We start from the raw sequence: 23,080 nt of genomic DNA, 5'->3' as shown, positions 1-23,080 counted from the left end.
GGAATAGCAAATAAAACGTGATGTTTGAACCCCAATTATCAAGTTGGTGCATTGCGGCTATTTTTTATTGGTGCCACATCAAAAAGGTGCAAAAGAAAACGGCATGCGAAGATGCCGTTTCGGGTGCAGCCCTTTGATATGGAACGTTTTATTGCGTCTGTGGTGTCTCGCGGACCTTGCGCGGCCGGCCGCGCGGCAGCGGCGAAACACGCCGGTTGGCGGCCCGCGCCGCCCATTCGCGATAGGTGTCGCTGCCCAGAACCCAACCTTTCAGGGTGGCCTGCTGAAGCTGACTGGCTTCGCGTTCGTCGAGCGGCTGCTCGCACAACTCGCGGTAAGCGCGCTGTCGTTCGAAAGGCGTGTTGCCGAGCGACCAGTACAACGGGTGGTCGGTAATCAGGCTGTCGAGCGTGAGGCCGATGTGATGCCGGTAGCTCGACCAGCGGTAGTCCTCGGGCGCGCTCACCAGCCCGGCTCGCACCGGCGACATCTCGACCACGCGGCTCGCCAGCAGGAAATACCGCTCACCTTCAATGACCGTGGCACGGTAGCGGCCCTCCCACAGGGTGCCGCGGCGCGCGTAACGCCGGTTGAAGTGCGCAACGTAGCGGCGCCCCACCGCCTGCATCGCCTTCGGCAGGCTCGACTCCTCAGTGGGCGTGACGAGCAGTTGGACAGAGCCAGGCATCAACGCATACGCGTGGATGGACAAGTGATGGTCGCGTGAAGCCGCTTTTAAACAGTCGATGAAAAGCTCGTAGTCCTGGTCGTCGACGAATGCGGGCTGCTGATCGAGTCCACGGAGGATGACGTGCTGCGGCTGGTCAGGGACATAGAGACGTGCAAGCCGTGCCATGCTGGAGTATCCAATAGTCGCGTTGGTACATACCCGAAGGTCCGAAGAACCGCGCGCGCCCGGGGTTCGGCGCAGCACGGCTAAGCCAGAAACCACGCGGAGCCTAGGGAGAAAGCTCTAACCGCCGCGTATGGTTTGTTTCAAACGTTGTAGTCATAATGAGCGGGCCTTTTTTGGAGGAGCACATATGAAATTAAAACAGGCCGTAACGGGGATCGCGGCGCTAGCCTGCATGACAACGGCAGCGCACGCGCAATCGGCCGGAAGCTTTTACGTCACATCAGGCTGGTTCCATCTTGCGCCTCAATCGAGCAGCGACCCGTTGAAAGTGACAAGCATTGGCGGCAGCCCGACCAACATCACCGAAGCCAACACCGGCGCATCACTCAGTTCAGCCGACACTCTTGGCTTCACCGCCGGCTACTTCATCACAGATCACATCGCGACCGAGTTCGTGATCGGCGTCCCACCTTCGTTCGACCTTGAAGGCTCGGGCAGCCTCGCCCAATTCGGCAAGCTGGGTCAGGCGAAACAGTGGAGCCCGACTCTGCTGTTCAAGTACTACTTCAACGCCCCGACCGCCACCTTCCGCCCGTATCTCGGCATCGGTGTAAGCCGCATCTGGTTCACCGACGAAAAGATCACCAACGGCGCATTCGAGGCAAACGTTCTGCATGGTCCGACCAGCGTCTCTACGGATAGTTCGTGGGAGCCGGTGTTTAATGCGGGTTTCACCTATGCGTTCAACCAGCACTGGTTCGCGGGCGTCTCGGTCTCGTACCTGCCGCTCAGCACGACCGCCAAGCTGAGCACCGCCGCAAACACGCCGGTCGGCACGCTGAATGTGCAATCGCAAACCAAGATCAAGCTGAACCCGATCGTTACCTACGTCAACATCGGTTACCGTTTCTAACGCGTCACGAAATTGGGGCCGTTTAGTTAGGGTAGTCGAATTTTCGCGGCTTGGACAACGCTGTCATCATCCAATGACGGCGTTTTTCATTTGGTGCGCGTGGAAGGGCTGTTCGCGGTGTGTGTGGCGATCATCCAGCGGGGCAAGTGCGAGCGTGCGTTTGTAAATTTGACCAGCAAGCGGGCCGGCTCGTGCAATATCTGCTGAGGAATCGCGGCCCGCGCCACGGTGCGTAGGGGCTTGGGGTTTGGCACCGAAGTTGCGCTCTCGAAGTGTTTCCCGCGTGGCGACGTGTATCTCTATGCCAGCGTGGGACCTTTTTCATCCTCATCTCATCGACGGAGCGACCATGACAACACTTCCGAACACGCGAGACGCCCTCGGCGAATCCTGGACCACCACCAGCCGCCGTGCGCGGCGTATCGCTCGCCATAGCCGCCACGCGGCCGAAGATATCGCAGGTGAACTGCGCACGCTGATGTCGGAACTCGAATCCACCCTGGCGGACGGCACCCAGGCGGATGCAGTGGCACTGCGCAGCAAACTGCGCAAGCAGCTCGACACCGCTCGCGAGCGCCTGAACGACACCCGCGAAGCCATGCGCGAACGCGCTGAAGTGGCGATCGCCGACGCCGACGACTACGTGCACGAAAACCCTTGGCAGACGATTGCGATCGTCGGCGGCGTTGCGCTGATCGCGGGTGCGCTGTTCGCATCGCGGGTGCGCTAGGCGGGTTTTTGCAACGAGCAGCGAGACGGGCCGCCATCGCGGCGGCCTTTTTGCGCCGACGCCCGTCGGTGCAGGCCCGTTTAGTTGTCGTCGATTACGAACAGCCGTTGATACTCCTTCACCGCGTATCGATCCGTCATGCCCGCGATGTAATGGGCGATCAGACGCGGTTGCCGCGACGCGTCCGTTGATTGATAACCGGGTGGCAATAGCCGCGAATCTTCGGTGAACGCATCGAACAAACCGGCCACCACGCGGCGGGCCTTATTGGCCATGCGCATCACGCGATAGTGGCGGTACAGGTTTTTGAACAGGAAACGCTTGAGCACCGCCGCCTGCGCGGCGATTGCGTCGCTATGCGCGACCAGGGGCGGTGCGGCGCGCACTGCGTCCAGCGAGGCCGGCGCGTGCTTTGCAAGATTGAGCGAGGTCGTATCGATCAGATCGACGATCAACGTATTGATGATGCGGCGCACCGTCTCGTGAATCAGCCGGCGCCCTTCGATCTGCGGAAAGTCGCCGCGCGCCGCGACGTAGTGCGTCTGCCATAACTCCACTTCGGCAAGCTGCTCGACCGTGAGCAAGCCCGAGCGCAAGCCGTCGTCGACGTCGTGGTTGTTGTACGCGATCTCATCGGCGACATTGGCGATCTGCGCTTCGATGGAAGGCTGCCGCCCCTCCAGAAAGCGCTCGCCGAGCGCGCCGAGGCGCCGCGCATTCTCGCGCGAGCAGTGCTTGAGAATGCCTTCCCGCGTTTCGAAGCACAGATTCAGGCCGTTGAACGCGCCGTAGTGCTCCTCCAGATCGTCGACCACCGCGAGGCTTTGCAGATTGTGTTCGAAGCCGCCATGCTCGCGCATACATTCGTTCAGCGCGTCCTGGCCCGCATGGCCGAACGGTGTATGACCGAGATCGTGCGCAAGCGAAATGGCTTCGACGAGGTCTTCGTTGACGCGCAGGTTGCGGGCCACCGAGCGGGCGATCTGCGCAACTTCCAGGCTATGCGTGAGTCGCGTGCGAAACAGATCGCCCTCGTGATTCACGAATACCTGGGTTTTGTATTCGAGCCGGCGGAAGGCCGTCGAATGGACAATGCGGTCGCGATCGCGTTGGAATTCGGTGCGCGCGCTGGGCGCGGCTTCGGGATATAGGCGGCCGCGCGATTGAGCGGAATGTGCCGCGTACGGCGCGAGGTGCGCTTCGAGTGCTTCCTGCGACGGCACGCCGCTCACGGGCGTGCCTGCCGGGTCATGCTTTACATCGTCGCTGCGCCTGTCAGTCACCGGATTCTCCGAAACATGGGCGGCGCCTCGTGACGCTCGTGCGTGCTGCCTTGCTGCGAAGCCTCTGCCGGGTCGGTTTAGACAGCGGCGGCCAGCGTGGCGTGCACCTCGGCGTCGGGCGCCTGGGTGATCAGCGTCTCACCGAAACGCTTCAGCAAAATGAATTTGATCGCGCCGGCTTCAGCCTTCTTGTCGACCCGCATGAGGTCGACATAACGCGACTCGCCGAGCGCAGGCGCCCGGGTGGGCAGATGCGCGGCAACGATCACGTCGACGAGACGCTTGCGCGCCGCTTCGTCGAGATAACCCATGCGCACGGACAGGTCCGCCGCCATCACCATCCCGCAGCCCACCGCCTCGCCGTGAAGCCATTCGCCGTAGCCGAGTCCGGCTTCGATCGCATGGCCGAAGGTGTGGCCGAAATTGAGGATCGCGCGCAGCCCGCCTTCGCGCTCGTCCTGCGCCACGACTGACGCCTTGATCTCACACGAGCGCTTGACCGCCAAGGCCAGCACTTCGGGCTCGCAGCGATTGAGCGCTTCGACGTTCGCCTCGATCCAGCTGAAGAAACCGGCGTCGGCAATCGCGCCGGTCTTGATCACTTCAGCGACGCCCGCCGCCAGTTCACGCGCCGGCAGCGTACGCAGCGCGCCGATGTCGGCGATCACCGCCTGCGGCTGGTAGAACGCGCCGATCATGTTCTTGCCAAGCGGATGGTTGATGCCCGTCTTGCCGCCCACCGACGAATCCACCTGCGATAGCAAGGTAGTCGGCACCTGGATGAACGGCACGCCGCGCATGTAGCAGGCCGCGGCAAACCCCGTCATGTCGCCGATCACGCCGCCGCCCAAGGCAATCAGCGTGGTCTTGCGATCGGCGCGCGAGCCCAGCAGCGCGTCGAAAATCAGGTTCAGGGTTTCGAGGTTCTTGTACGCTTCGCCGTCGGGCAAAACAACCGTGGACACCTGCTTGCCAAGCGGCGCCAACGCGGCGCGCAGCTTGTCACCGTACAGCGGGTCAACCGTGGTGTTCGTGACGATAGTGACCGAACTGCCGGCGATATGCGGCGCGAACAACGCGGTCTGGCCGATCAGATCGGCACCGATATGGATGGGGTAGGCGCGCTCGCCCAGTTCGACATTGACGGTAATCATACGGTCCATTATGACGCAGGATGTTTGGCGACGCCGGCCATCTCGAGCTGCATCAGAACCATGTTGACGAGTCCGTTGACCGAGGGCCGGCCAGTTTCGATCACGAAGTGCGCGCATTCCCGGTATAGCGGATCGCGTACTTCGTAGAGCGCCTCGAGGCGCGCTTTGGGGTCTTCAGTCTGCAAAAGCGGGCGATTCTTGTCGCGTCGGGTGCGCAGCCACAGATCGTGCGGATTGGCGCGCAAATAGATCACCACACCCCGATTTTGCAGCGCTTCGCGGTTTTCCGGCCGCAGCACCGCGCCGCCGCCCGTGGCCAGCACGATATTGTCGCGCCCGGTCAGGTCGGAAATCACGTGCGCTTCGCGATCGCGAAAGCCCGCTTCGCCTTCCAGCTCGAAGATCACCGGGATGCGCGCGCCCGTACGCGCCTCGATTTCATGGTCGGAATCGAAGAACGGGCGATCGAGACGGCGCGCAATGGCCCGGCCCACGGTGGTTTTGCCTGCCCCCATGAGCCCTACAAAAAATACATTGGCGTGTGCGTCCCGCGCTTGCAACGGTGTCCCTCTGGCTAATCCGGTATGGTTCGTGCCGCAGCTTACTGGCAAAGCGGCTGCCTTGTCGAGCCTGCAGGCCGCCGCTGGAGAGCGGCGGCAGCGTGCCCCTAATTTGTCTGAACGACGCGCGGCGTGATGAAAACTGCCAGTTCACTGCGCTGGTCCCGATGGGCCCGATGGCGGAAAAGCGCGCCTAAAACCGGTATTTTGCCCAGGAGCGGCACCCGCGTCACATCGTCCCGGTTGTCGGTCGCGTAAATTCCGCCGATCGACACCGTACCACCATCTTCGACTTCGACGCGCGTTTGCACGTGTTTGGTATTAATCGCGGGCCCGGCGTCGGTCTGCTCGCCGACGCTGTCTTTGGCGACGTCGAGGTCCAGCACCACTCTACCGTCCGGCATGATTTGCGGCTCGACCTCCAGTTTGAGCGTAGCGCGGCGAAACTGCACGCCCGACACGCCCTGCCCCACTTTCGCCTGATAGGGCAGCTCGGTGCCCTGCTCGACGACCGCTTTCATCCGGTCCGCCGTCACCACCCGGGGGCTCGAGACGATTTCGCCGCGGCCTTCGGCCTCCAGCGCGCTCAGCTCGATGTTCAGGAGCCGCGTCGCGCCGGCTGCGAACAAGGTCAGCCCGGCAGTGGCGGCATCGAAACCGGAAATCGGACGCGCTGACAGATCGTACACGGTGCCGTCCGCGCCGCCGGTCAGGCCTCGGGCGATGCCGTCGGCGCTAGTGGCCGCCATGGAGAGCCGCACGCCGAGATTGCGCGAAAAACCGTGCTCTCCCTCGACGATGCGCGCTTCGATCAACACCTGCCGGGTCGGCCGGTCGACGGAAGCAAGCAGCGCCGTGATTTGCGCGAGGCGTCCTTCGAGATCGGTGACGAACAGCAGATTGGTGCGCGGATCGGCCGTCGCGGCGCCGCGTTTGGACAGCACGCGCTGGTTACCGGCGCCGGTCAGCAGGCGCCGCACGTCTTCGGCCCGCGCGTAGTGCAGCTCGAACGTGCGGCTTGCGAGCGGTTCGAGATCGGCGGCTCTCGCGTGCGCTTCGAAACGCTGCCGTTCGCGCGCGGCCAGCTCCGCGATCGGCGCGACCCAGATCACGTTGCCGTGGCGCTCCATGGCGAGCCCGTTGACGTCGAGCAAGGTATCGAATGCAGTGCGCCACGGGACCTTGTCGAGTCGTAGTGTGACGGCGCCACGCACTCTCTCGCTCGCGACGATGTTCAGGCCGGTGAACTGGGCGAACGCGTTAAGCACCGCGCCGAGTTCCGCGCGCTGGAAGTTGAGCGAGATCGGTTTGTCGTCGGCGGCGAGTTTGGCGTCGTCGGGGGTCTTCGGTGCGTTGCTCAGGCGCGCAAGCGGAGGCAACGGCACCGGCGGCCCTTCGAGCGCCGAGGTTCCCTTGGCGTCGTTGTGCGCCGACATCGCGGATTGCCTCCGTAGTGGCACCGAACCGTCTGCGTCGTCGGCAAGGTCGTCAGCGCGTCCGATGTCAGCTGGTGCCGTCCCTCGCGATACGCCAGAGTCGGCGACGGAATTGTCGCGGAACGGGTTGGGTACTTCGGCAGCGATGCCGCGCGGCAAAGGTGGCACGTCGTATCGAGCATCGGGCGGCGGAATGGCGTCGTCGAGCGGCATGTATGCGGGCAGCGGCGGCAACGGTGGCGTCGAAGCATGCGCGATGCCGACGCTTATCGCCATGCATGCGATCAGGCTGCGAATCGGATTGCGAATCGGATTGCGAAGCAGGCTGCAAAGCGGATTGTGAATCGAGCTGCGAACCAAGTTGCAAACTGGGCTCGCACGCATCCTTCCAGACAAGCCGCGACACACGCCCGAACCAAACCACACACGAACGCCGACGCGCGACTCCGCAAAACCAAACGTCTTCATCAGCCTCATCAGGACGTCCCCGTCAGTGCCAGCGTGCGTGTCACACCGCCGTTGGCCAGCGTGATACTGAGCGCGTCGAGCCGCGTGACGCGCTCGGTACCGAGTTGCTGCCCGGACACGACGGTGGTCGCACCATCCGGCGTATCGAGCAAGGCGAGTCCGCGCGTGCGATCGTGCAGCAAGCCGACCAGACGCAGCTGCGAAGCATCAGGCGGCTGCTCACCGGACGCAAGCATCTGCGGAAGCGAGAACGGGTCGAAGAACACGATATTTTCTTCGTCATCCGAATCGAGGCTTTCGTCGGCAAACGCGTCCGCATTCGCAGTTGAAGGCAGCGGCCTCAGCGCGCTGAATACGTGCAGCGTTGCTTTCACCGCTAACGAATCCGCATCGCGCTTGACCGTCACATCGACGGGCACGATCAGCACCGGCAGATCCGACAGGCCGCGCAGAAATGCCATCAGGTGAACGAAATCGGTGTGCGCGGTGAGTTGCACAGGACGCATGCTTTCGGCACCTGAGCCACTGGCAGCACCCGGTTCTACCGAGAGCAACGAGACGCTATTCTGCGCCGCGAGTTCGGATACGATCCGCACGTCGTCCGCGGAGGTCCATGGCGCAGGCAACTGTGCGCCCGGCATGGCGGCAACGTCCCGACGCAGCGCGGGCAATTGCGTCAGCGCACGGTGCGCGTCAGTGAGGTGCCGCGTGGCCGCCTCCAATGCCGCACGGCTCGCCTCGACGCCGCCGAGATCGGCCACAACCCAACCATGCGTGCCAAGTCCGAACACCACTGCAGCGATCAGCAACGCAACCACCCAACGGCGCCGACGACTCCAGGCAGCGAGCGGCACGCGCACGCGCGTCATCCACTGAGAAAGCGCTGGCCGCGCGCTGGCCGCGCCGCCGAACCCGACAAAAGTCGTACTCATTTCGTATCTCCTGACTGTTCAGATTTCATGTGACGTTGCGCGGCGAGGCCCGACGCATGGGCTGTTTTCTTCGGCGGGTCGCCCCAACGCAGATGCGCTCCGAATTCGATCGGGCCGCTCACGCTGGCCGCCGCCACCGGACTGCTGCGTGACGCCGAGCGACGCAGATCGCTCACCTCGGCGCCCTTCACGCCGCGGATCGCGCTCAAGCGTTTGAGCCACTCGGCCGATGCGATATGTCCGCGCGAGGTCGCGAGCAACTCCGTCTCATGCTGGCGCTGCCGCATCTGCTGCAACACCACACCGTCACCGGGTTCAAAACTCAGTGCATCCAGCAGGTCGCGCAAATGCGTAAGTGGCTCGGACAAGTTCATCGCACGCGCCACGCCTTTGCGTTGTTCGTCCTGCACCCGCAACAATCTGGCGTGCTCGGCGAGCGGCTCGGCCAGTTGCGCGAGCGATTGTTCGACCGACGCGCGCCGCGCATCCAGCCGCGCCCTTTCGAATGCCTGCCATCCGACTAACGCGAACACGGCCGCAAAACCGGCTAGCGCGGCGGCAAACCATTCGAGCAGACGCCGCCGGCGCGCGAGCCGGGCGTTGCGTTGCCTGTACGGCAGCAGGTTGAAGCCGCCGAGCCACGGCTGTGTGAAGCGCACGCCACGCGTAGAAGCACGCGTGTCGGGGGCCGCCGGATCCAAACGGGGCTGCAGACCGCGCATCATTCGAGTACTCCGCGCAACGCAAGTCCGAATGCGACCGCGGCAGCTGGCTCGTGCAGCAGCGGATCGTGCAGTTGACGTGCGCGCCCACCCAGCGCCGCACACTCGAACGGCATCACGGTGCAACCCAACACATCGGCGATATCCGCGATCGAGAAACCCACGCTGTCGAGCAGATCGACCTCGCCGCTCAACAACGCACAATCGAGTACAGGACCGTGGACAAGATCACGCAACGCATCCGCGAGATCGGCGTGTTCGGGCGCCGGGTAGCGCATTTCACCGACCAGGCAGTCGTCGACGACGCGCCAGCCATATACGCCGTCCGTGCCGATCCAGAGTGCGACGTAGGGCTCGTGCGGATCGAGTTCGTGACTCGCCGCGTAGCGCATGGCGCGCAATGCCGCGTGCGGCTCGCCATCGATCGCGGTGAGCGAGATGCCGGCGGTCGCGGCGCATTCGATACGCGCTTCGAGATGCTGGCGTGCGGTTGCGGCGATCGTCACCGAACGGATTGGCGAACGCGTTTCGTCGACGAACCAGTCGACCGCCAACGCGTGCCGCTCGAGGCCTGCGATGCGCTCGACTTCGCTCATCACCGCCGGTTCGAGTTCGGCGAGTTCATGCCCGCCGTCTCCCACGCAACCGACGAGCGCGGCAAGCCGTGTGAGCGGCACGGTAGTGGTCAACGTGGCCGAGGCGGGCAGCGCCATCGCGCAGCGCAATGCATGCGTCGCACACGCGCGCGGCAGCCCCGCGAATGCGTCACGCAACGCACGCGCCACCGCATGCCGGTCGGCGATCTCCGTACCGGCCATTGCGCCCGCGCCGAGCGGCACGGTGCTCGCATGTTCGATGTGCAGCGCGGCACGTGCGCGCGAATGCTGACTCACCACGACCAGCCGCACCGCCTGCGAACCCACATCGATGCCCGCCGCGAAACGCTGTGCGCCGAGTTGCACACCTTGAAGCCACGAACTTTTGAATGCCATCACGCCCTCCCTCAGACTCACGCGACGAACCATTCGAACGCGAGTAACGAGTGAGGATTGTGCTTAGCCGCGCCGCCGCGCGACACTCAGCCGAATGGCTAACGTTGCGCGACGCGCGCCCTCTCGGCCATCAAAGCGTCTACAGTGAAGTCATTCCCGCGCGCGGCGTGCAGACTTGTCAAGAACTGTCAGTAAGCACGCCGAAAGCTGAAAAGCGAGGCGGCTATAATCGCGGGACTGTTTTTTGGTGCCCATATGCAATCCACGTCTCCCACGTCTCCGCCGCCCGCGCCGCAGAAGCGCAAACGCCCCCTGTGGCTCAAGCTCATCATCGGCCTGGTGGGTCTGATCGTCGCAGGCATCCTGTGCGTGCTGCTGGTGCTCGGTTATGCGCTGGTGGTAGCAACGCCGAACCTGCCGTCGCTCGATGCGCTGACCGACTACCGGCCGAAGGTGCCATTGCGCATCTATACGGCCGACCACGTGCTGATCGGCGAATTCGGTGAAGAACGGCGCGATATCGTCCATATCCAGGACGTGCCCGATAGCCTGAAGAAAGCCGTGCTGGCCATCGAAGACGCGCGCTTCTACGATCACGGCGGCGTCGACCTCACAGGCATCGCGCGCGCCGGCTTCGTCGCGCTGACCAACGGCCACGCCACGCAAGGCGCCAGCACGATCACCATGCAGGTGGCGCGCAACTTCTTCCTGTCGAGTGAAAAGACCTACACGCGCAAGATCTACGAGATGCTGCTCGCGTATAAGATCGAGTCGAAGCTGTCGAAAGATCAGATTCTCGAGGTGTACATGAATCAGATCTATCTCGGTCAGCGTGCGTATGGCTTCGCGAGCGCGGCGCGGGTGTACTTCGGCAAAGATCTGAAGGACCTGACCCTGGCGGAATCCGCCATGCTGGCGGGTTTGCCGAAGGCGCCGTCCGCGTATAACCCGGTGGTCAATCCGAAGCGCGCGAAGATCCGCCAGGAGTACATCCTGCAGCGCATGTACGAACTGCACTACATCACTCAGGAACAATACGACGAGGCAAGCAGGCAGCCGCTGATTGTCAAGGGCGCGGGCAAGGAATTCAGCGTGCACGCGGAATACGTCGCGGAAATGGTGCGGCAGATGATGTACGCGCAGTATCGCGAAGAGGCGTACACGCGTGGGCTGAACGTGGTGACCACCATCGACTCGGCCGACCAGGACGTTGCTTACCGGGCGCTGCGCAAAGGTCTGATGGACTACGAACGGCGCCACGGCTATCGCGGGCCGGAAGCGTTTATCGATTTGCCGTCCGATGCGGACGACCGCGAACAGGCCATCGACGACGCGTTGCTCGAACATCCCGACAACGGTGAAATCATCGCCGCGGTGGTCACGGCGGCGAGCCCGAAGCAGGTGCAGGCCACCTTCATCGACGGCAACGTCGCGACCATTCAGGGCGACGGCCTGCGCTTCGCGCAGTTCGCGCTCGGCACGCGCGCGCAGCCGAATCAACGCGTGCGGCCCGGCGCGATCATTCGCGTCGTGAAGGATGACGAGGGCAACTGGTCGATCACGCAGTTGCCTCAAGTGGAAGGCGCATTCGTTTCGGTGGTGCCGCAGGATGGCGCGATTCGCGCGCTGGTCGGCGGTTTCGACTTCAACAAGAACAAGTTCAACCACGTGACCCAGGCGTGGCGTCAACCGGGCTCGAGCTTCAAGCCGTTCATCTATTCGGCCTCGCTCGAAAAGGGGCTCGGACCGGCCACGGTGATCAACGATGCGCCGCTCTTTTTCAGCGCTGCGGAGACGGGCGGCCAGGCGTGGGAACCGAAGAACTACGGCGGCGGTTTCGATGGTCCTATGACCATGCGCACCGCCCTGCAGAAGTCGAAGAACCTCGTGTCGATTCGCATCCTGAACCACATCGGCACCAAGTACGCGCAGCAATACATCACGCGTTTCGGCTTCGACGCGGATCGTCACCCAGCTTACCTCCCGATGGCGCTCGGCGCGGGACTCGTTACGCCCTTGCAGATGGCCGGCGCGTTCTCGGTGTTTGCTAACGGCGGCTATCGCATCAACCCGTATCTGATCGCGGAAGTCACCGATCAGCGCGGCATCGTCGTGGCGCACGCGCAACCGCTGGTCGCCGAGCAGAGCGCGCCGCACGCGATCGAACCGCGCAATGCGTATGTGATGAACAGCCTGCTGCAAAGCGTCGCGCAACGAGGCACGGGCGCGAAGAGCAACGTGCTGAAACGTACCGACCTCGGCGGCAAGACCGGCACGACGAACGATTCGCGCGATGCGTGGTTCGGCGGCTATCAGCACACGCTCACAGCGATCGCGTGGATCGGTTACGACAACCCGCGCAGTCTCGGCGATAAGGAAACGGGCGGCGGCCTCGCGTTGCCGGTTTGGATCGAATACATGGCGCGCGCGCTCAAGGGTGTGCCGGACTACAAGATGCCGATGCCCGACGGTGTGACCGAGCTCGGCTCAGAACTGTATTTCGACGAGTTCACGCCGGGCCACGGATTCGTCTCGACGGTCGGTATCAGTCAGGCAGCGCTGGATGCCGAGGCGAGCGGTGCGTCCGCGGCCGCGCCCGAGCAGGTCGGCGAACAGGAAAAGCAGGACATCATGAACCTGTTCCGCGGGCACTAAAGACGCGCTCAGAAGAGGCGGCAACGTTCGCCAGAAAAAACCGCCGCGCTCGATGCGCGGCGGTTTTTACCAAACGCTTTACGCTTTGAACTGAACCGGCTCGCCGGCCTGCTGCGTCGCGTACTCCGACAGCGCGGCGAAAAACTCGGTGCCGCTGCGCGTATCGCGCCATTCACCGTCGATGAAACGGAAGTGGAAACCACCCGCTTTCGCGGCGATCCAGATCTCGCTCATCGGCGGCTGCAGGTTGACGATGATCTTCGTGCGGTTCTCGAATTCGAGGGTCAGGACATTGCCGCTGCGCTCGAGTTCGATGTCGGCTTCCGTGTCGTCGAGCGCGCGTTCGATGGCGGCTAGCGCGGCTTCCGCGCGGGTCAGGTAATCACTATCGGACATGCTAAACTCCATCGATTATTTATTCAGGGACAGTCATGCGAGTCGTATCTCGGATGCGCGCGGCGGTGCCCGGCCGCGCGATTGTAGCGGGTTTAGCCATTCTCGCAGGTTGTGCACTTGCCGGCTGCGGGCAACGCGGTTCGCTCTATTTGCCCACCGTGCCGCCGCTACCGGCCAAGCCGATCGATCGCACACAACCGCCGTCGCCGGATACAGTGAAATCGGGCACGGCAACCCCCTCCACGATGGGTGAGGTGCCGGATACTTCCGGCGCGCCGCTCTCGTTGGCGCCGGAAAGCGAACTCGCCGCGCCGCCCGCATCCGCTGCTGCGCCTGCGCAACCTGCCTCCGCCGTCACTCCCGCTCAATAAGACTTTCGCATGACTCGATCCGCATTTGACTACGTCGACGGCGTGTTGCACGCCGAGGGCGTGTCCGCCGCCTCACTCGCCGAACAGTTCGGCACGCCGCTGTACGTCTATTCGCGCGCCGCGCTCACCGAAGCGTGGAATGCCTACGCAGGCGCTTGCGCCGGCCGCCATGCGACCGTGCACGTCGCCGTCAAGGCCAATAGTAATCTCGCGGTGCTGAACGTGTTCGCGCGTCTCGGCGCGGGCTTCGACATCGTGTCGGGCGGTGAGCTGGCGCGCGTGCTGGCCGCCGGCGGCAAAGCGGAAAACACCGTGTTTTCCGGCGTCGGCAAGCATGCGGACGAGATGCGTCAGGCGCTCGCGGCCGGCGTCAAATGCTTCAACGTCGAGTCGATTCCCGAGCTCGACCGTCTGAATGCGGTGGCGGCGGAAATGGGCAAAAAGGCCCCCGTCTCGCTGCGCGTGAATCCGGACGTCGATGCGAAAACGCACCCGTATATTTCCACCGGCCTGAAGTCGAACAAGTTCGGCGTCGCGTTCGAAGATGCGCGCGCTACGTATCGCGCCGCCGCGGCGATGACGCACCTCGACGTGGTCGGCATCGACTGCCATATCGGCTCGCAGATCACTGAGGTCGCACCGTATCTGGACGCGGTCGACAAGGTTCTCGAACTGGTCGAACAGATCGAACAGGATGGCGTGAAGATCCGCCACATCGACGTAGGTGGTGGTCTCGGCATCACGTACGACGACGAAACGCCGCCGGAAATCGGCGACTTCGTGCGCACCGTGCTGGATCGCATTGAAGCGCGCGGTCATGGGCATCGTGAAGTGTATTTCGAGCCGGGCCGTTCGCTGGTCGGCAATGCCGGTGTACTGCTTACGCGCGTCGAATTTCTGAAGCCTGGCGCGGAAAAGAACTTCGCCATCGTCGACGCGGCGATGACCGACCTCGCACGCCCTGCGATGTACGAGGCGTATCACGCGATCGAGGCGGTCGTTAAGCGCGACGTGCCCGCCCACGTGTACGACGTGGTCGGCCCGGTTTGCGAAAGCGGCGATTGGCTGGGTCGCGAGCGTCTGCTGGCGGTCGAATCGGGCGATCTGCTGGCGATTCGCTCGGCCGGCGCCTATGGCTTTGTGATGAGCTCGAACTACAACACCCGTCCGCGTGCGGCCGAGGTGATGGTTGATGGTACACAGGTGCATGTGGTCCGTGCACGTGAAGAGGTGAAGCAGCTGTTTGCAGGCGAGACGATCTTGCCGGCGTAAACGTCTGAGCTTGGATCTCACGTAAAAAAAGGCGATGCCACTGCGGCATCGCCTTTTTATTTGCGCGCTTGTACCTGGTGGTCAGCGTGCCTTTACCCTCCGCTCGCGCAGCCATACGAGCAAACGCCACCCCAGCAACGCAACCATGATCGCCCCGTAGATCTTCGGCAAGATCAGGTCGTGCTTGCCCGCCTTCATCCACCAGAAGTGCAGGATCGCGAGCCCGCCGATCGCATAGATCGCGCGATGCAATGTCTGCCAGCGGCGTCCAAGTTTTCGCACCATCGCGCGCGGCGATGTAACGGCCAATGCGATCAGCAGCACGAACGCCGCGAAACCCACAGTGATGAAAGGCCGTTTGCCGATGTCCTTGAGAATCGCGGCAACGTCGAACCACTTGTCGAACCACAGGTATGTGGTGAAGTGCAGCGTCGCGTAGAAGAATGCATAGAGACCTAGCATCCGGCGAAACCTGGCCATTGCAGTGATGCCGGTCAGTCGACGCAACGGCGTCGCCGCCAGCGTGATGCAAAGAAAGACGAGCGTCCACAGGCCCGTCGAGCGCGTGATGAACTCGATCGGATTCGCGCCCAGCCGATCGGTCACGCCGAACAGCACGATGCGCGCAAGTGGATACCACGCCGCAATGAACACCACGATTTTCGCGGGTACGATCCAGCGCGCACCGGTGGCGGCCCGCTTTGTCGTCGCTGACGCCGGCGCTTTGGTACGCGGCGTTGTTCGCGAGGTCTCGGTAACAGGTTGCGTGTCGGAGGAAGCCATGATGCCGCTCAAAAGTTTTTCTTCAGGTCCATGCCCTGATACAGCGACGCGACCTGATCGCCGTAGCCGTTGAACATCAACGTCTTGCGCTTGGGCGTAAAGAAACCATCTTCGCCGATGCGCCGCTCGGTGGCCTGGCTCCAGCGCGGGTGATCGACGTTCGGATTCACGTTCGAATAGAAACCGTATTCGTTCGAAGCATACGTGTTCCAGCTGGTCGGCGGCTGCTTGTCGAGGAAGCGGATTTTCACCAGCGACTTCGCGCTCTTGAAGCCGTACTTCCACGGCACCACGACACGGATCGGCGCACCGTTCTGATTCGGCAGCACCTGGCCGTAGAGACCCATCGTCAGGAACGTCAGCGGGTTCATTGCTTCGTCCATTCGCAGACCTTCGGTGTACGGCCAGTCGAGTACCGGCGTCGACAGGCCAGGCATTTGCGACGGATCGGCGAGCGTGATGAATTGCACGTATTTGGCGTTGCCGGTCGGCTGCACGCGCTTGATCAACTCCGCGAGCGGCACGCCAATCCACGGAATCACCATCGACCAGCCTTCGACACAACGCAACCGATACACGCGTTCCTCGAGCGGCGCGAGCTTCAGCAATTCGTCGATGTCGTACACCTTCGGATTCTTGATTTCGCCCTCGACGCTCACCTTCCACGGGTGCGGACGCAACGTACCGGCGTTGTGCGCGGGATCCGCCTTGTCGGTGCCGAACTCGTAGTAGTTGTTGTACGTGGTGATGTCCTTGTACGGCGTGATCTTGTCGGGCGCGACGAACTTCGGGTTGGTCTTCGCCATGAGCTTCTGCGCCTTCGGATCCGGCGACGAATACGCGGCTAGCGCTTCGCCATTTACGCCGATCAGACTACCGAGCGCCAACGCGCCCGCAGCCTGCAACACGCGCCGCCGGTGCTCGAAGACATGCTGAGGCGTGATTTCGCTGCGTGCGATGTCATCGCCGACGAGTTGAGTTCTGTCGCTTCGCTTGATCCACATCGTGCTGCTCCTTGCCGGCCCATCGGGTTGTCTATCTTACGGGGCCATATTGATGATCGGCTCGTTTAGCCACTCGCCCAGCCATCCTTGGGTGCTGATCTAACAAACACACTGGATGCAGCGAATATTCCGCCGGACGTAAAAAAACCGCCGGTGCGAAACACGCGGCGGTTTTTAGTCGGCTCAGAACGGCAGATCTTACAGCTTGCCGTAGCTATGCAGCCCCGACAGGAACATGTTGACGCCGAGGAACGCGAAGGTCGTCACCAGCAGGCCGGTCAGCGCCCACCATGCCGCCACCGCGCCGCGCAGGCCCTTCATCAGGCGCATATGCAGCCAGGCCGCGTAGTTCAGCCACACGATCAGCGCCCACGTTTCCTTCGGGTCCCAGCTCCAGTAACCGCCCCATGCTTCCGCGGCCCACAGCGCGCCGAGAATCGTCGCGATCGTGAAGAATGCGAAGCCGACGGCGATCGACTTGTACATCAGGTCGTCGAGCACATCGAGCGGCGGCAGGCGGTCGGCCAGCACGCCGCGTTCTTTCGCCAGATACGCAACGCCGACCATGGCCGACAGCGCGAAGCTGCCATAACCGATGAAGTTAGCCGGCACGTGGATCTTCATCCACCAGCTCTGCAGCGCCGGCACGAGCGGCTGGATCTGCTGGGCGTCGCGCGCGACCGAGTACCACATCAGGAAGCCGACCGCCGCGCTGATCACCAGCAGCACGAATGCGCCGAGCGCACGCGTGTTGTAGTGCTGCTCGTAGTACAGATAGAACAGCGCCGTGATCAGGCTGAACAGCACGAACACTTCGTAGAGGTTCGAAATTGGAATATGGCCGACGTCCGCGCCGATCAGGTACGACTCGTACCACCGCACCATCAGACCGACGAAGCCCATCACCACCGCGGCCCACGTCATTTTCGAACCGATCGCGGCGCCGGTCGGTGAACGCGACAGCAGGCCGATCCAGTAGAAGACGGTAGCAAAGACGAAGAGCGCGCTCATCCACAGAATCGCGGACTGGCTCGACAGGAAATATTTGAGCAAGAACGCGTTATCCGCGCGCGTCAGATCGCCGTGATAGATCTGGATCGCCAGCAACGACAGCGCGGCGATGCCCACCATCAGCGGACGCACCGGCTTCCAGCGCCAGCCGAGTACGACGAACACCGGCACCGCCAGGCACAGCACCAGTTTGTCGTAGTAGTTCATGAACGGGTGATAGCGCGACAGCGCAAACCCGGCGCCCGCGACCATCACGACGGCGAACAGCCAGTCGACGACACCGAGGCGTTTCAGGAACGGCCGCTCGTCGTACTGAGCAACGTTGAGTGCCTCGTTCGCGAACGACTTCTGCGGCCGCGAGGCTGAAGAGGAGGATGAGGAAACCTGAGTCAAGTCCATGATCTTACCGGGTCGAATCTTGTGAGCGTGCGGACGGCGCGCCGGCTGGGCCGGGTTTGTCGGAAGCGCCGGCGGCGTCGGATGCTTCAGTGAGTTTGGCGCCCAACGCGGCGCCGACAGCGTCGCGCGTTTGAACGAACTCCTTTTCGAAATCGAGCGTTTTGCGCGCGCTCGACATCGCCATCACGACATTCGTGCCGTGATCGGTATCTTTGAGCCAGAACCAGAGGCGCCGTTCGCGGACGTAGAACATCGAAAAGATGCCCAACACGAGGAGCAGGCTGCCAAGATACACGACTTTTTTGCCCGGCGCGCGCGTCAACTGAAATACCGAAGCTTGCACCTGCTTGAATGAGTCGAGCTGTAAATAGACCGGCGAACCATACAAAAAGCTGTCGGATATTGCATTGATCGAGCTCTGGACGAAGCGGCTGGCGTCCGCATTGGGCTGCGCATCCGGCTCGCCCAGCTGCTCACGCGACAGTTGCCACAGGTCCCACGTCGCGCCTTCCAGCATGCGCAGCAGCAGGCCGGCGGCTTTTTCCTGCTCACCCTTCGGCACGGAATGGTCGATGAACCCGGCGACTGCCTGGAAGCCGCCAACCGTCTGGCCGTTCGGCATCTTGATACTGTTGTCCGCACCGGCAAACAGGGTCAGGACACGCAATGCGCTTTCTTCGAGGTGCTGTTGCAGTTCGGTATTTGAACCCGGCACCGAGCGCAGCGCGAAACGGTGAGCGGCCGCCGCGCGCATGGCCGGATCTTCAAGCGTGGCGCGCAGGTTCATCCATTCCTTGACGGTCCCGCCGGTGTCGGCGGGAATCCGCAGGTAGCGGAAGGGGTCGTCTGGGTTCAGGCGCATGCCGGCGAGGAACATCTTTTCGCCCGCGACGTCCACCGGCAGCATGTAGTTGTTGTACTCGCGCGCCTGGCCGTCCTTGTCGCGCACCTTGTACTGCACCGACGGACCGACGTTATGCAGATCGAGCGGCTTCGAGCTCTTGGCGCCAGAGCCGAGACGCTCGTCGAATGCTTCTTTCAGCGACCGATGCGCGGCGACACCACGTGCATCGTTCTGGCCGCTGCCATTGGAGACGTTTTCGACGTTGATCGCGCGGAAATCGGTGAATTCGACGGTCTGGCCGTCAGCCAGCGGCGTGGCCGTGCCCAACGGCGCATTGCCGCCGATCGTGCCGCCGAACGGCGCGGTCTTCGCGCTCGCACCGGACATCGGGTACGCGGTCATCTGCATCTGCGAGCCGCCGTCCTGGAAGCTCGACTGGTAGATCGACACGCCGTCGTAGGTGAACGGCTTGTTCACTTCGACGCGCGCCGGCACGCGTGCGCCCGTTTTATGGTCGACCACGACGATGTCGCTCGCGAACAGCTTCGGCATGCCCGTCGAGTAGTAATCGACGATGAATTTGTTCAGCTCGATCGAGAACGGCAGGTCCTGGATCAGCGAGCCGTCCGGCTGGTTAAGGATCGCCGTCGACACGTGCTGCCCTTCCGGCACCCATGCATAGCCGCGGAAAGTCGGGTTCGATTGCGACAGGCGATGTTCCGGCGGAATGTCGTTGATCACCGTGTTGGCGCGGATCGGCGACTTGTCGAACAGCCACATTTGCAGCTTGATCGGCAGATTGCTGTCGAGCAGGCCGCCCAGACAGATCACCACAATCGCAATGTGCGCGGAGATGTAGCCAAACTTGGTCAGCGCGCCGCGCTTGGCGGCGATCAGCGTTGCGCCGTCCGACTCACGCGTGACGAACTTGTAGCCGAGCTTGGCCGAGAGTTTGGCGAGTACCGCCGCGGTCTGCGCGCGCTTGCCGTGCACCGCGAACTCGCCCTTGTGATGGAACGCGCGCAAGCTGCCTTCGCGGACCTTGTCTTTCCAGCTCTTGGCGTCCGCAACCATTTTCGGTGCATTGCGGATCACGCACAGCGACACCGACACCATCAGGAAGCCGAGAATCAGCATGAACCACCACGAGCTGTACACCGTGTACAGGCTCAGCGAGCGGAAGATGTCTGCCCAGAACGGGCCGAACTGATTGACGTAGTTGGGATACGGATCGTCCTGCGTGAGGACGGTGCCGATGATGCTGGCGATCGACAGAATCACGAGCAGCGCGATCGCGAAACGCATCGAACTCAATACCTCGATGATGCTGCGCGTGATGCGATTGCCCGACTTCGACTGCAAACCCGACGTGGTGACGCTCATTCATACTCCGACTGAACAGCAAAAAAGGGTGAAGGGCTGTCGTAAACACGACGCCCTCACCCTTTTCTTGTTTTGTACCGGCCTCGCCGGGCCGGTGGTTGCTTGCGTGCGGACTTCTTAGTGCAAGCCCGCGATGTAATCGGCTACAGCCTTGATCTCGCTGTCCGACAGACGCGATGCAATAGCGTGCATCGCCTCATTGTTGTTACGTGCGCCCGGACCCTGCGTGAACGCGGTCAACTGCGCCACCGTGTATTCGGCCCACTGGCCCGAAAGACGCGGATACTGCGACGGAATCCCCTGACCGGTCGGCCCGTGGCAGCTTGCGCACGCCGGTATTCCCTTGTCCGCAATACCGCCGCGGTAAATCTTCTGGCCGAGCGGGACGGTGTCCTTGTTATGCGCGTAGCCTGGCTTCGGGGTCTGCGTCGAAAAATAAGCAGCCACGTTGACCACGTCCTGATCGGACAGCGCCGCGGCCATGCCCGCCATGATCGCATTGTTGCGCGCGGGCTGCTTGGCGCCCGGCTGCGTTTTGAAATCCATCAGTTGCTTGACGAGATACTCGGGATGCTGACCCGCCAGCTTTGGATACGCACCGCCAGCACTGTTGCCGTCTGCACCGTGACATGTCGCGCAAACCTGCACTGCGATTGCCTGCCCCCGATTGACGTCCGGCTTTGCCGGATCTGCTGCTCGTGCCTGAATTGCCAAACCTGAAAGACCTGCCGCTACTTGAAGCACCATCAGAGTCTTGCACAGTCGATTCATTCGCACACCCTGTCTCGTCTTGTGGGATTTTAGAGGTTTTGCAAGATACGACAGCGACTGAGTGACCGCAAAGAGCCGCCAAGGCACGCGGGCTGGCCCCCTCAGGTTTTCAGTAAACCATCGTATTGTACAATAACTCGCTAATCGCTAAGACGCCAGTCGGGCTTGACCCGTCCCCACTCCGGGTTCCCCGGCGTCTCGAATACCGGCCTGATCATGTCCTTCCTGCTCCACCAATCCCGCTTTTTCACGACCGTCAATCACTTGCGTGATCTGCCGGCCACCGCGCAACCCGAGATCTGCTTTGCGGGACGCTCGAATGCGGGCAAGTCCACGGCCATCAATATTCTGTGCAATCAGAAGCGTCTGGCGTTCGCCAGTAAGACGCCTGGCCGCACCCAGCACATCAACTATTTCTCGGTGGGCAAGGAGGATGAGCCGACTGCACATCTGGTCGACCTGCCGGGATACGGCTATGCGGAAGTGCCGGGCGCAGCCAAGGCCCACTGGGAAGCGCTGCTCTCCACCTACCTGCAATCGCGCTCGCAACTGCGCGGCATGATCCTGATGATGGACTCGCGCCGCCCGTTGACGGACCTGGACCGGCGGATGATCGAGTGGTTCGCGCCGACCGGCAAGCCGATCCACACGCTGCTGACGAAGTGCGACAAATTGACGCGTCAGGAAAGCGTCAACGCCTTGCGCGCAACGCAGAAAGGTTTGGCCGAATATCGCGCCGCTGGCTACCAGGGGGAATTGACCGCGCAGCTCTTCTCGGCGCTCAAGCGCGTCGGCATCGACGAAGCGCATGAACTGATCGAAAGCTGGCTGATCCCCGAGGCGAAGGGCGAAACGGACGCGCCGCAGTAATCGCGCGGCGGGTACGAATCCAGGCAAAAAAACGCCATTCCGGCCGCCCATAAAAAAACCCGCCGCTTTAACGGCGGGTCAAACAGCCTAATCGAAAAAACGACAGGCACCCGCTCAGGGAGGAGAAGCGGGGAGGTCAGCGCAGGGCGCCTTGCTCGATCGGTATGATATACCATTGTCTCGAAAAGTTTCCGGGAGCGGAGGCACGCGTTACTCGCCCACTCCACACATCCACGTTTCCTCGATTCGGTTATGAGCTTCTTTCCGCACTACCGTCCGCGCCGTATGCGCCGTGACGACTTCTCGCGCCGCCTGATGCGAGAAAACATCCTCACCACCAACGATCTGATCTATCCCGTGTTTATCGTCGAAGGCACCAACGTGCGGCAAGCCGTACCGTCGATGCCTGGCGTCGAGCGTGTGTCGGTGGATCTGCTGATGGGCGTGGCCGAGCAATGTGTCGAGCTGGGCGTGCCGGTACTGGCGCTCTTTCCGGCAATCGACCCCTCCTTGAAAACGCCTGATGGCCGCGAGGCGACCAACCCGGCCGGCCTGATTCCGCGCGCGGTTCGCGAACTGAAAAAGAACTTTCCCGACCTCGGCGTGTTGACCGACGTCGCGCTCGATCCGTACACGAGCCACGGCCAGGACGGCGTGCTGGACGAAGCGGGCTACGTGATCAACGACGAGACCGTCGAGATCCTCGTGGAACAGGCGCGTGTGCAAGCTGAAGCGGGCGTCGATATCGTTGCGCCCTCGGACATGATGGACGGCCGCATCGGCGCGATCCGCGAAATGCTCGAGAGCGAGGGACATATCCACACGCGCATCATGGCTTATGCAGCAAAGTTTGCGTCGGCGTTTTACGGCCCGTTCCGCGATGCCGTCGGTTCCGCGACGAACCTCGGCAAGGGCAACAAGATGACCTACCAGATGGACCCGGCCAACTCGGATGAAGCGTTGCGCGAAGTGCAGGCGGACATCGAAGAAGGCGCGGATATGGTGATGGTCAAGCCGGGCATGCCGTATCTGGACATCGTGCGTCGTGTGAAGGACGAGTTCAAGTTTCCGACCTACGTGTATCAGGTCAGCGGCGAATACGCGATGCTGAAGGCGGCCGCGCAAAATGGCTGGCTCGATCACGACAAGGCGATGATGGAATCGCTGCTGGCGTTCAAGCGGGCAGGCGCGGATGGCGTGCTGACCTACTTCGCGCTGGATGCCGCGCGGATTTTGCGCTCGCAGAAGTGATTTAACGTGTTGCTTTATCGGCGA

21 protein-coding genes are annotated in these 23,080 nt (G+C 62.6%); 7 read left to right on the top strand and 14 right to left on the bottom strand.

Going from position 1 to position 23,080, the window contains the following annotated elements:
* Positions 1-148 precede the first annotated feature (148 nt).
* Complete coding sequence (locus M0D68_RS27525) at positions 149-856, bottom strand: transposase (RefSeq protein WP_054036587.1); 708 nt, start codon at positions 854-856, stop codon at positions 149-151.
* 187 nt (positions 857-1,043) lie between these two features.
* On the opposite strand from M0D68_RS27525, the gene M0D68_RS27520 reads away from it, so the two are divergent.
* Complete coding sequence (locus M0D68_RS27520) at positions 1,044-1,769, top strand: OmpW family protein (RefSeq protein ID WP_200619836.1); 726 nt, start codon at positions 1,044-1,046, stop codon at positions 1,767-1,769.
* 349 nt (positions 1,770-2,118) lie between these two features.
* Positions 2,119-2,499 (top strand): YqjD family protein, encoded by a 381-nt coding sequence (locus M0D68_RS27515; RefSeq protein ID WP_093643400.1) that lies wholly within the window; start codon positions 2,119-2,121, stop codon positions 2,497-2,499.
* An 80-nt stretch (positions 2,500-2,579) separates the two neighbouring features.
* On the opposite strand, the gene M0D68_RS27510 is transcribed toward M0D68_RS27515, so the two are convergent.
* From M0D68_RS27510 to pilM, 7 genes are all read right to left on the bottom strand, one after another.
* Positions 2,580-3,782, bottom strand: coding sequence for a deoxyguanosinetriphosphate triphosphohydrolase (locus M0D68_RS27510; RefSeq protein ID WP_266225958.1), 1,203 nt, complete (start codon positions 3,780-3,782; stop codon positions 2,580-2,582).
* 77 nt (positions 3,783-3,859) lie between these two features.
* Positions 3,860-4,945, bottom strand: a complete 1,086-nt coding sequence (gene aroB, locus M0D68_RS27505; RefSeq protein ID WP_200619838.1) for a 3-dehydroquinate synthase — start codon at positions 4,943-4,945, stop codon at positions 3,860-3,862.
* On the bottom strand, positions 4,945-5,496 hold the full coding sequence (locus tag M0D68_RS27500) for a shikimate kinase (protein ID WP_093643398.1): 552 nt from the start codon (positions 5,494-5,496) through the stop codon (positions 4,945-4,947). The genes aroB and M0D68_RS27500 overlap by 1 nt, the downstream gene beginning before the upstream one ends.
* Before the next feature lie 107 nt (positions 5,497-5,603).
* Positions 5,604-7,208, bottom strand: a complete 1,605-nt coding sequence (locus tag M0D68_RS27495) for a type IV pilus secretin PilQ (RefSeq protein ID WP_266225957.1) — start codon at positions 7,206-7,208, stop codon at positions 5,604-5,606.
* A 200-nt stretch (positions 7,209-7,408) separates the two neighbouring features.
* On the bottom strand, positions 7,409-8,332 hold the full coding sequence (locus M0D68_RS27490) for a hypothetical protein (RefSeq protein ID WP_266225956.1): 924 nt from the start codon (positions 8,330-8,332) through the stop codon (positions 7,409-7,411).
* Positions 8,329-9,054, bottom strand: a complete 726-nt coding sequence (locus M0D68_RS27485) for a fimbrial assembly protein (RefSeq protein WP_266225983.1) — start codon at positions 9,052-9,054, stop codon at positions 8,329-8,331. The genes M0D68_RS27490 and M0D68_RS27485 overlap by 4 nt, the downstream gene beginning before the upstream one ends.
* A complete protein-coding gene (gene pilM, locus M0D68_RS27480; RefSeq protein WP_266225955.1) occupies positions 9,054-10,046 on the bottom strand; it encodes a type IV pilus biogenesis protein PilM in 993 nt (330 codons plus the stop codon). Before pilM ends, M0D68_RS27485 begins: the two co-directional genes overlap by 1 nt.
* A 255-nt stretch (positions 10,047-10,301) precedes the next feature.
* Here pilM and M0D68_RS27475 point away from each other — a divergent pair, with 255 nt between their 5' ends.
* The gene (locus M0D68_RS27475) at positions 10,302-12,701 is read left to right on the top strand and encodes a penicillin-binding protein 1A (RefSeq protein ID WP_200650938.1); all 2,400 of its coding nucleotides are present in this window, start codon (positions 10,302-10,304) and stop codon (positions 12,699-12,701) included.
* A gap of 78 nt (positions 12,702-12,779) precedes the next feature.
* On the opposite strand, the gene cyaY is transcribed toward M0D68_RS27475, so the two are convergent.
* Positions 12,780-13,097 (bottom strand): iron donor protein CyaY, encoded by a 318-nt coding sequence (cyaY, locus tag M0D68_RS27470; RefSeq protein ID WP_093643394.1) that lies wholly within the window; start codon positions 13,095-13,097, stop codon positions 12,780-12,782.
* Between the two features lie 35 nt (positions 13,098-13,132).
* Between cyaY and M0D68_RS27465 the strand changes: the two genes are divergently transcribed.
* Together M0D68_RS27465 and lysA are read left to right on the top strand one after the other, a co-directional pair.
* Entirely contained in the window at positions 13,133-13,468 is a 336-nt protein-coding gene (locus tag M0D68_RS27465) for a lipoprotein (protein ID WP_211703575.1), read from the top strand.
* 9 nt (positions 13,469-13,477) lie between these two features.
* The gene (gene lysA, locus M0D68_RS27460) at positions 13,478-14,740 is read left to right on the top strand and encodes a diaminopimelate decarboxylase (protein WP_266225954.1); all 1,263 of its coding nucleotides are present in this window, start codon (positions 13,478-13,480) and stop codon (positions 14,738-14,740) included.
* Positions 14,741-14,821: 81 nt separating this feature from the next.
* Here the strand turns inward: lysA and msrQ are convergent, their stop codons facing one another.
* From msrQ to M0D68_RS27435, 5 genes are all read right to left on the bottom strand, one after another.
* A complete protein-coding gene (gene msrQ, locus M0D68_RS27455; RefSeq protein ID WP_266225953.1) occupies positions 14,822-15,523 on the bottom strand; it encodes a protein-methionine-sulfoxide reductase heme-binding subunit MsrQ in 702 nt (233 codons plus the stop codon).
* A gap of 8 nt (positions 15,524-15,531) precedes the next feature.
* Positions 15,532-16,527, bottom strand: a complete 996-nt coding sequence (gene msrP / locus M0D68_RS27450) for a protein-methionine-sulfoxide reductase catalytic subunit MsrP (protein ID WP_266225952.1) — start codon at positions 16,525-16,527, stop codon at positions 15,532-15,534.
* 198 nt (positions 16,528-16,725) lie between these two features.
* Entirely contained in the window at positions 16,726-17,937 is a 1,212-nt protein-coding gene (gene ccsB / locus M0D68_RS27445) for a c-type cytochrome biogenesis protein CcsB (protein ID WP_211703579.1), read from the bottom strand.
* A gap of 4 nt (positions 17,938-17,941) precedes the next feature.
* Entirely contained in the window at positions 17,942-20,164 is a 2,223-nt protein-coding gene (locus M0D68_RS27440; protein ID WP_266225951.1) for a cytochrome c biogenesis protein ResB, read from the bottom strand.
* Between the two features lie 117 nt (positions 20,165-20,281).
* Positions 20,282-20,935, bottom strand: a complete 654-nt coding sequence (locus M0D68_RS27435; protein ID WP_200621092.1) for a cytochrome c — start codon at positions 20,933-20,935, stop codon at positions 20,282-20,284.
* 216 nt (positions 20,936-21,151) lie between these two features.
* Here M0D68_RS27435 and yihA point away from each other — a divergent pair, with 216 nt between their 5' ends.
* The gene (gene yihA, locus M0D68_RS27430; protein WP_175054086.1) at positions 21,152-21,805 is read left to right on the top strand and encodes a ribosome biogenesis GTP-binding protein YihA/YsxC; all 654 of its coding nucleotides are present in this window, start codon (positions 21,152-21,154) and stop codon (positions 21,803-21,805) included.
* 252 nt (positions 21,806-22,057) lie between these two features.
* A complete protein-coding gene (hemB, locus tag M0D68_RS27425; protein WP_093643376.1) occupies positions 22,058-23,056 on the top strand; it encodes a porphobilinogen synthase in 999 nt (332 codons plus the stop codon).
* Positions 23,057-23,080 lie beyond the last annotated feature (24 nt).

Source organism: Paraburkholderia sp. SEWSISQ10-3 4, assembly GCF_030464785.1.
In the GTDB taxonomy this organism is placed as follows: Bacteria; Pseudomonadota; Gammaproteobacteria; order Burkholderiales; family Burkholderiaceae; genus Paraburkholderia; species Paraburkholderia aspalathi.
Note: the sequence above shows the minus strand (reverse complement) of the source record. Positions and strands in the feature narration are given on the sequence as shown.

Excerpts from the sequence above, each read along its gene's own strand:
- aroB (WP_200619838.1), bottom strand. The coding sequence starts at position 4,945 with ATGGACCGTATGATTACCGTCAATGTCGAACTGGGCGAGCGCGCCTAC.
- M0D68_RS27525 (WP_054036587.1), bottom strand. The coding sequence starts at position 856 with ATGGCACGGCTTGCACGTCTCTATGTCCCTGACCAGCCGCAGCACGTC.
- msrQ (WP_266225953.1), bottom strand. The coding sequence starts at position 15,523 with ATGGCTTCCTCCGACACGCAACCTGTTACCGAGACCTCGCGAACAACG.
- pilM (WP_266225955.1), bottom strand. The coding sequence starts at position 10,046 with ATGGCATTCAAAAGTTCGTGGCTTCAAGGTGTGCAACTCGGCGCACAG.
- hemB (WP_093643376.1), top strand. The coding sequence starts at position 22,058 with ATGAGCTTCTTTCCGCACTACCGTCCGCGCCGTATGCGCCGTGACGAC.
- M0D68_RS27465 (WP_211703575.1), top strand. The coding sequence starts at position 13,133 with ATGCGAGTCGTATCTCGGATGCGCGCGGCGGTGCCCGGCCGCGCGATT.
- M0D68_RS27520 (WP_200619836.1), top strand. The coding sequence starts at position 1,044 with ATGAAATTAAAACAGGCCGTAACGGGGATCGCGGCGCTAGCCTGCATG.
- lysA (WP_266225954.1), top strand. The coding sequence starts at position 13,478 with ATGACTCGATCCGCATTTGACTACGTCGACGGCGTGTTGCACGCCGAG.
- M0D68_RS27440 (WP_266225951.1), bottom strand. The coding sequence starts at position 20,164 with ATGAGCGTCACCACGTCGGGTTTGCAGTCGAAGTCGGGCAATCGCATC.
- msrP (WP_266225952.1), bottom strand. The coding sequence starts at position 16,527 with ATGTGGATCAAGCGAAGCGACAGAACTCAACTCGTCGGCGATGACATC.
- ccsB (WP_211703579.1), bottom strand. The coding sequence starts at position 17,937 with ATGGACTTGACTCAGGTTTCCTCATCCTCCTCTTCAGCCTCGCGGCCG.
- cyaY (WP_093643394.1), bottom strand. The coding sequence starts at position 13,097 with ATGTCCGATAGTGATTACCTGACCCGCGCGGAAGCCGCGCTAGCCGCC.
- M0D68_RS27490 (WP_266225956.1), bottom strand. The coding sequence starts at position 8,332 with ATGAGTACGACTTTTGTCGGGTTCGGCGGCGCGGCCAGCGCGCGGCCA.
- M0D68_RS27485 (WP_266225983.1), bottom strand. The coding sequence starts at position 9,054 with ATGCGCGGTCTGCAGCCCCGTTTGGATCCGGCGGCCCCCGACACGCGT.
- M0D68_RS27515 (WP_093643400.1), top strand. The coding sequence starts at position 2,119 with ATGACAACACTTCCGAACACGCGAGACGCCCTCGGCGAATCCTGGACC.
- M0D68_RS27435 (WP_200621092.1), bottom strand. The coding sequence starts at position 20,935 with ATGAATCGACTGTGCAAGACTCTGATGGTGCTTCAAGTAGCGGCAGGT.
- yihA (WP_175054086.1), top strand. The coding sequence starts at position 21,152 with ATGTCCTTCCTGCTCCACCAATCCCGCTTTTTCACGACCGTCAATCAC.
- M0D68_RS27495 (WP_266225957.1), bottom strand. The coding sequence starts at position 7,208 with ATGGCGATAAGCGTCGGCATCGCGCATGCTTCGACGCCACCGTTGCCG.
- M0D68_RS27475 (WP_200650938.1), top strand. The coding sequence starts at position 10,302 with ATGCAATCCACGTCTCCCACGTCTCCGCCGCCCGCGCCGCAGAAGCGC.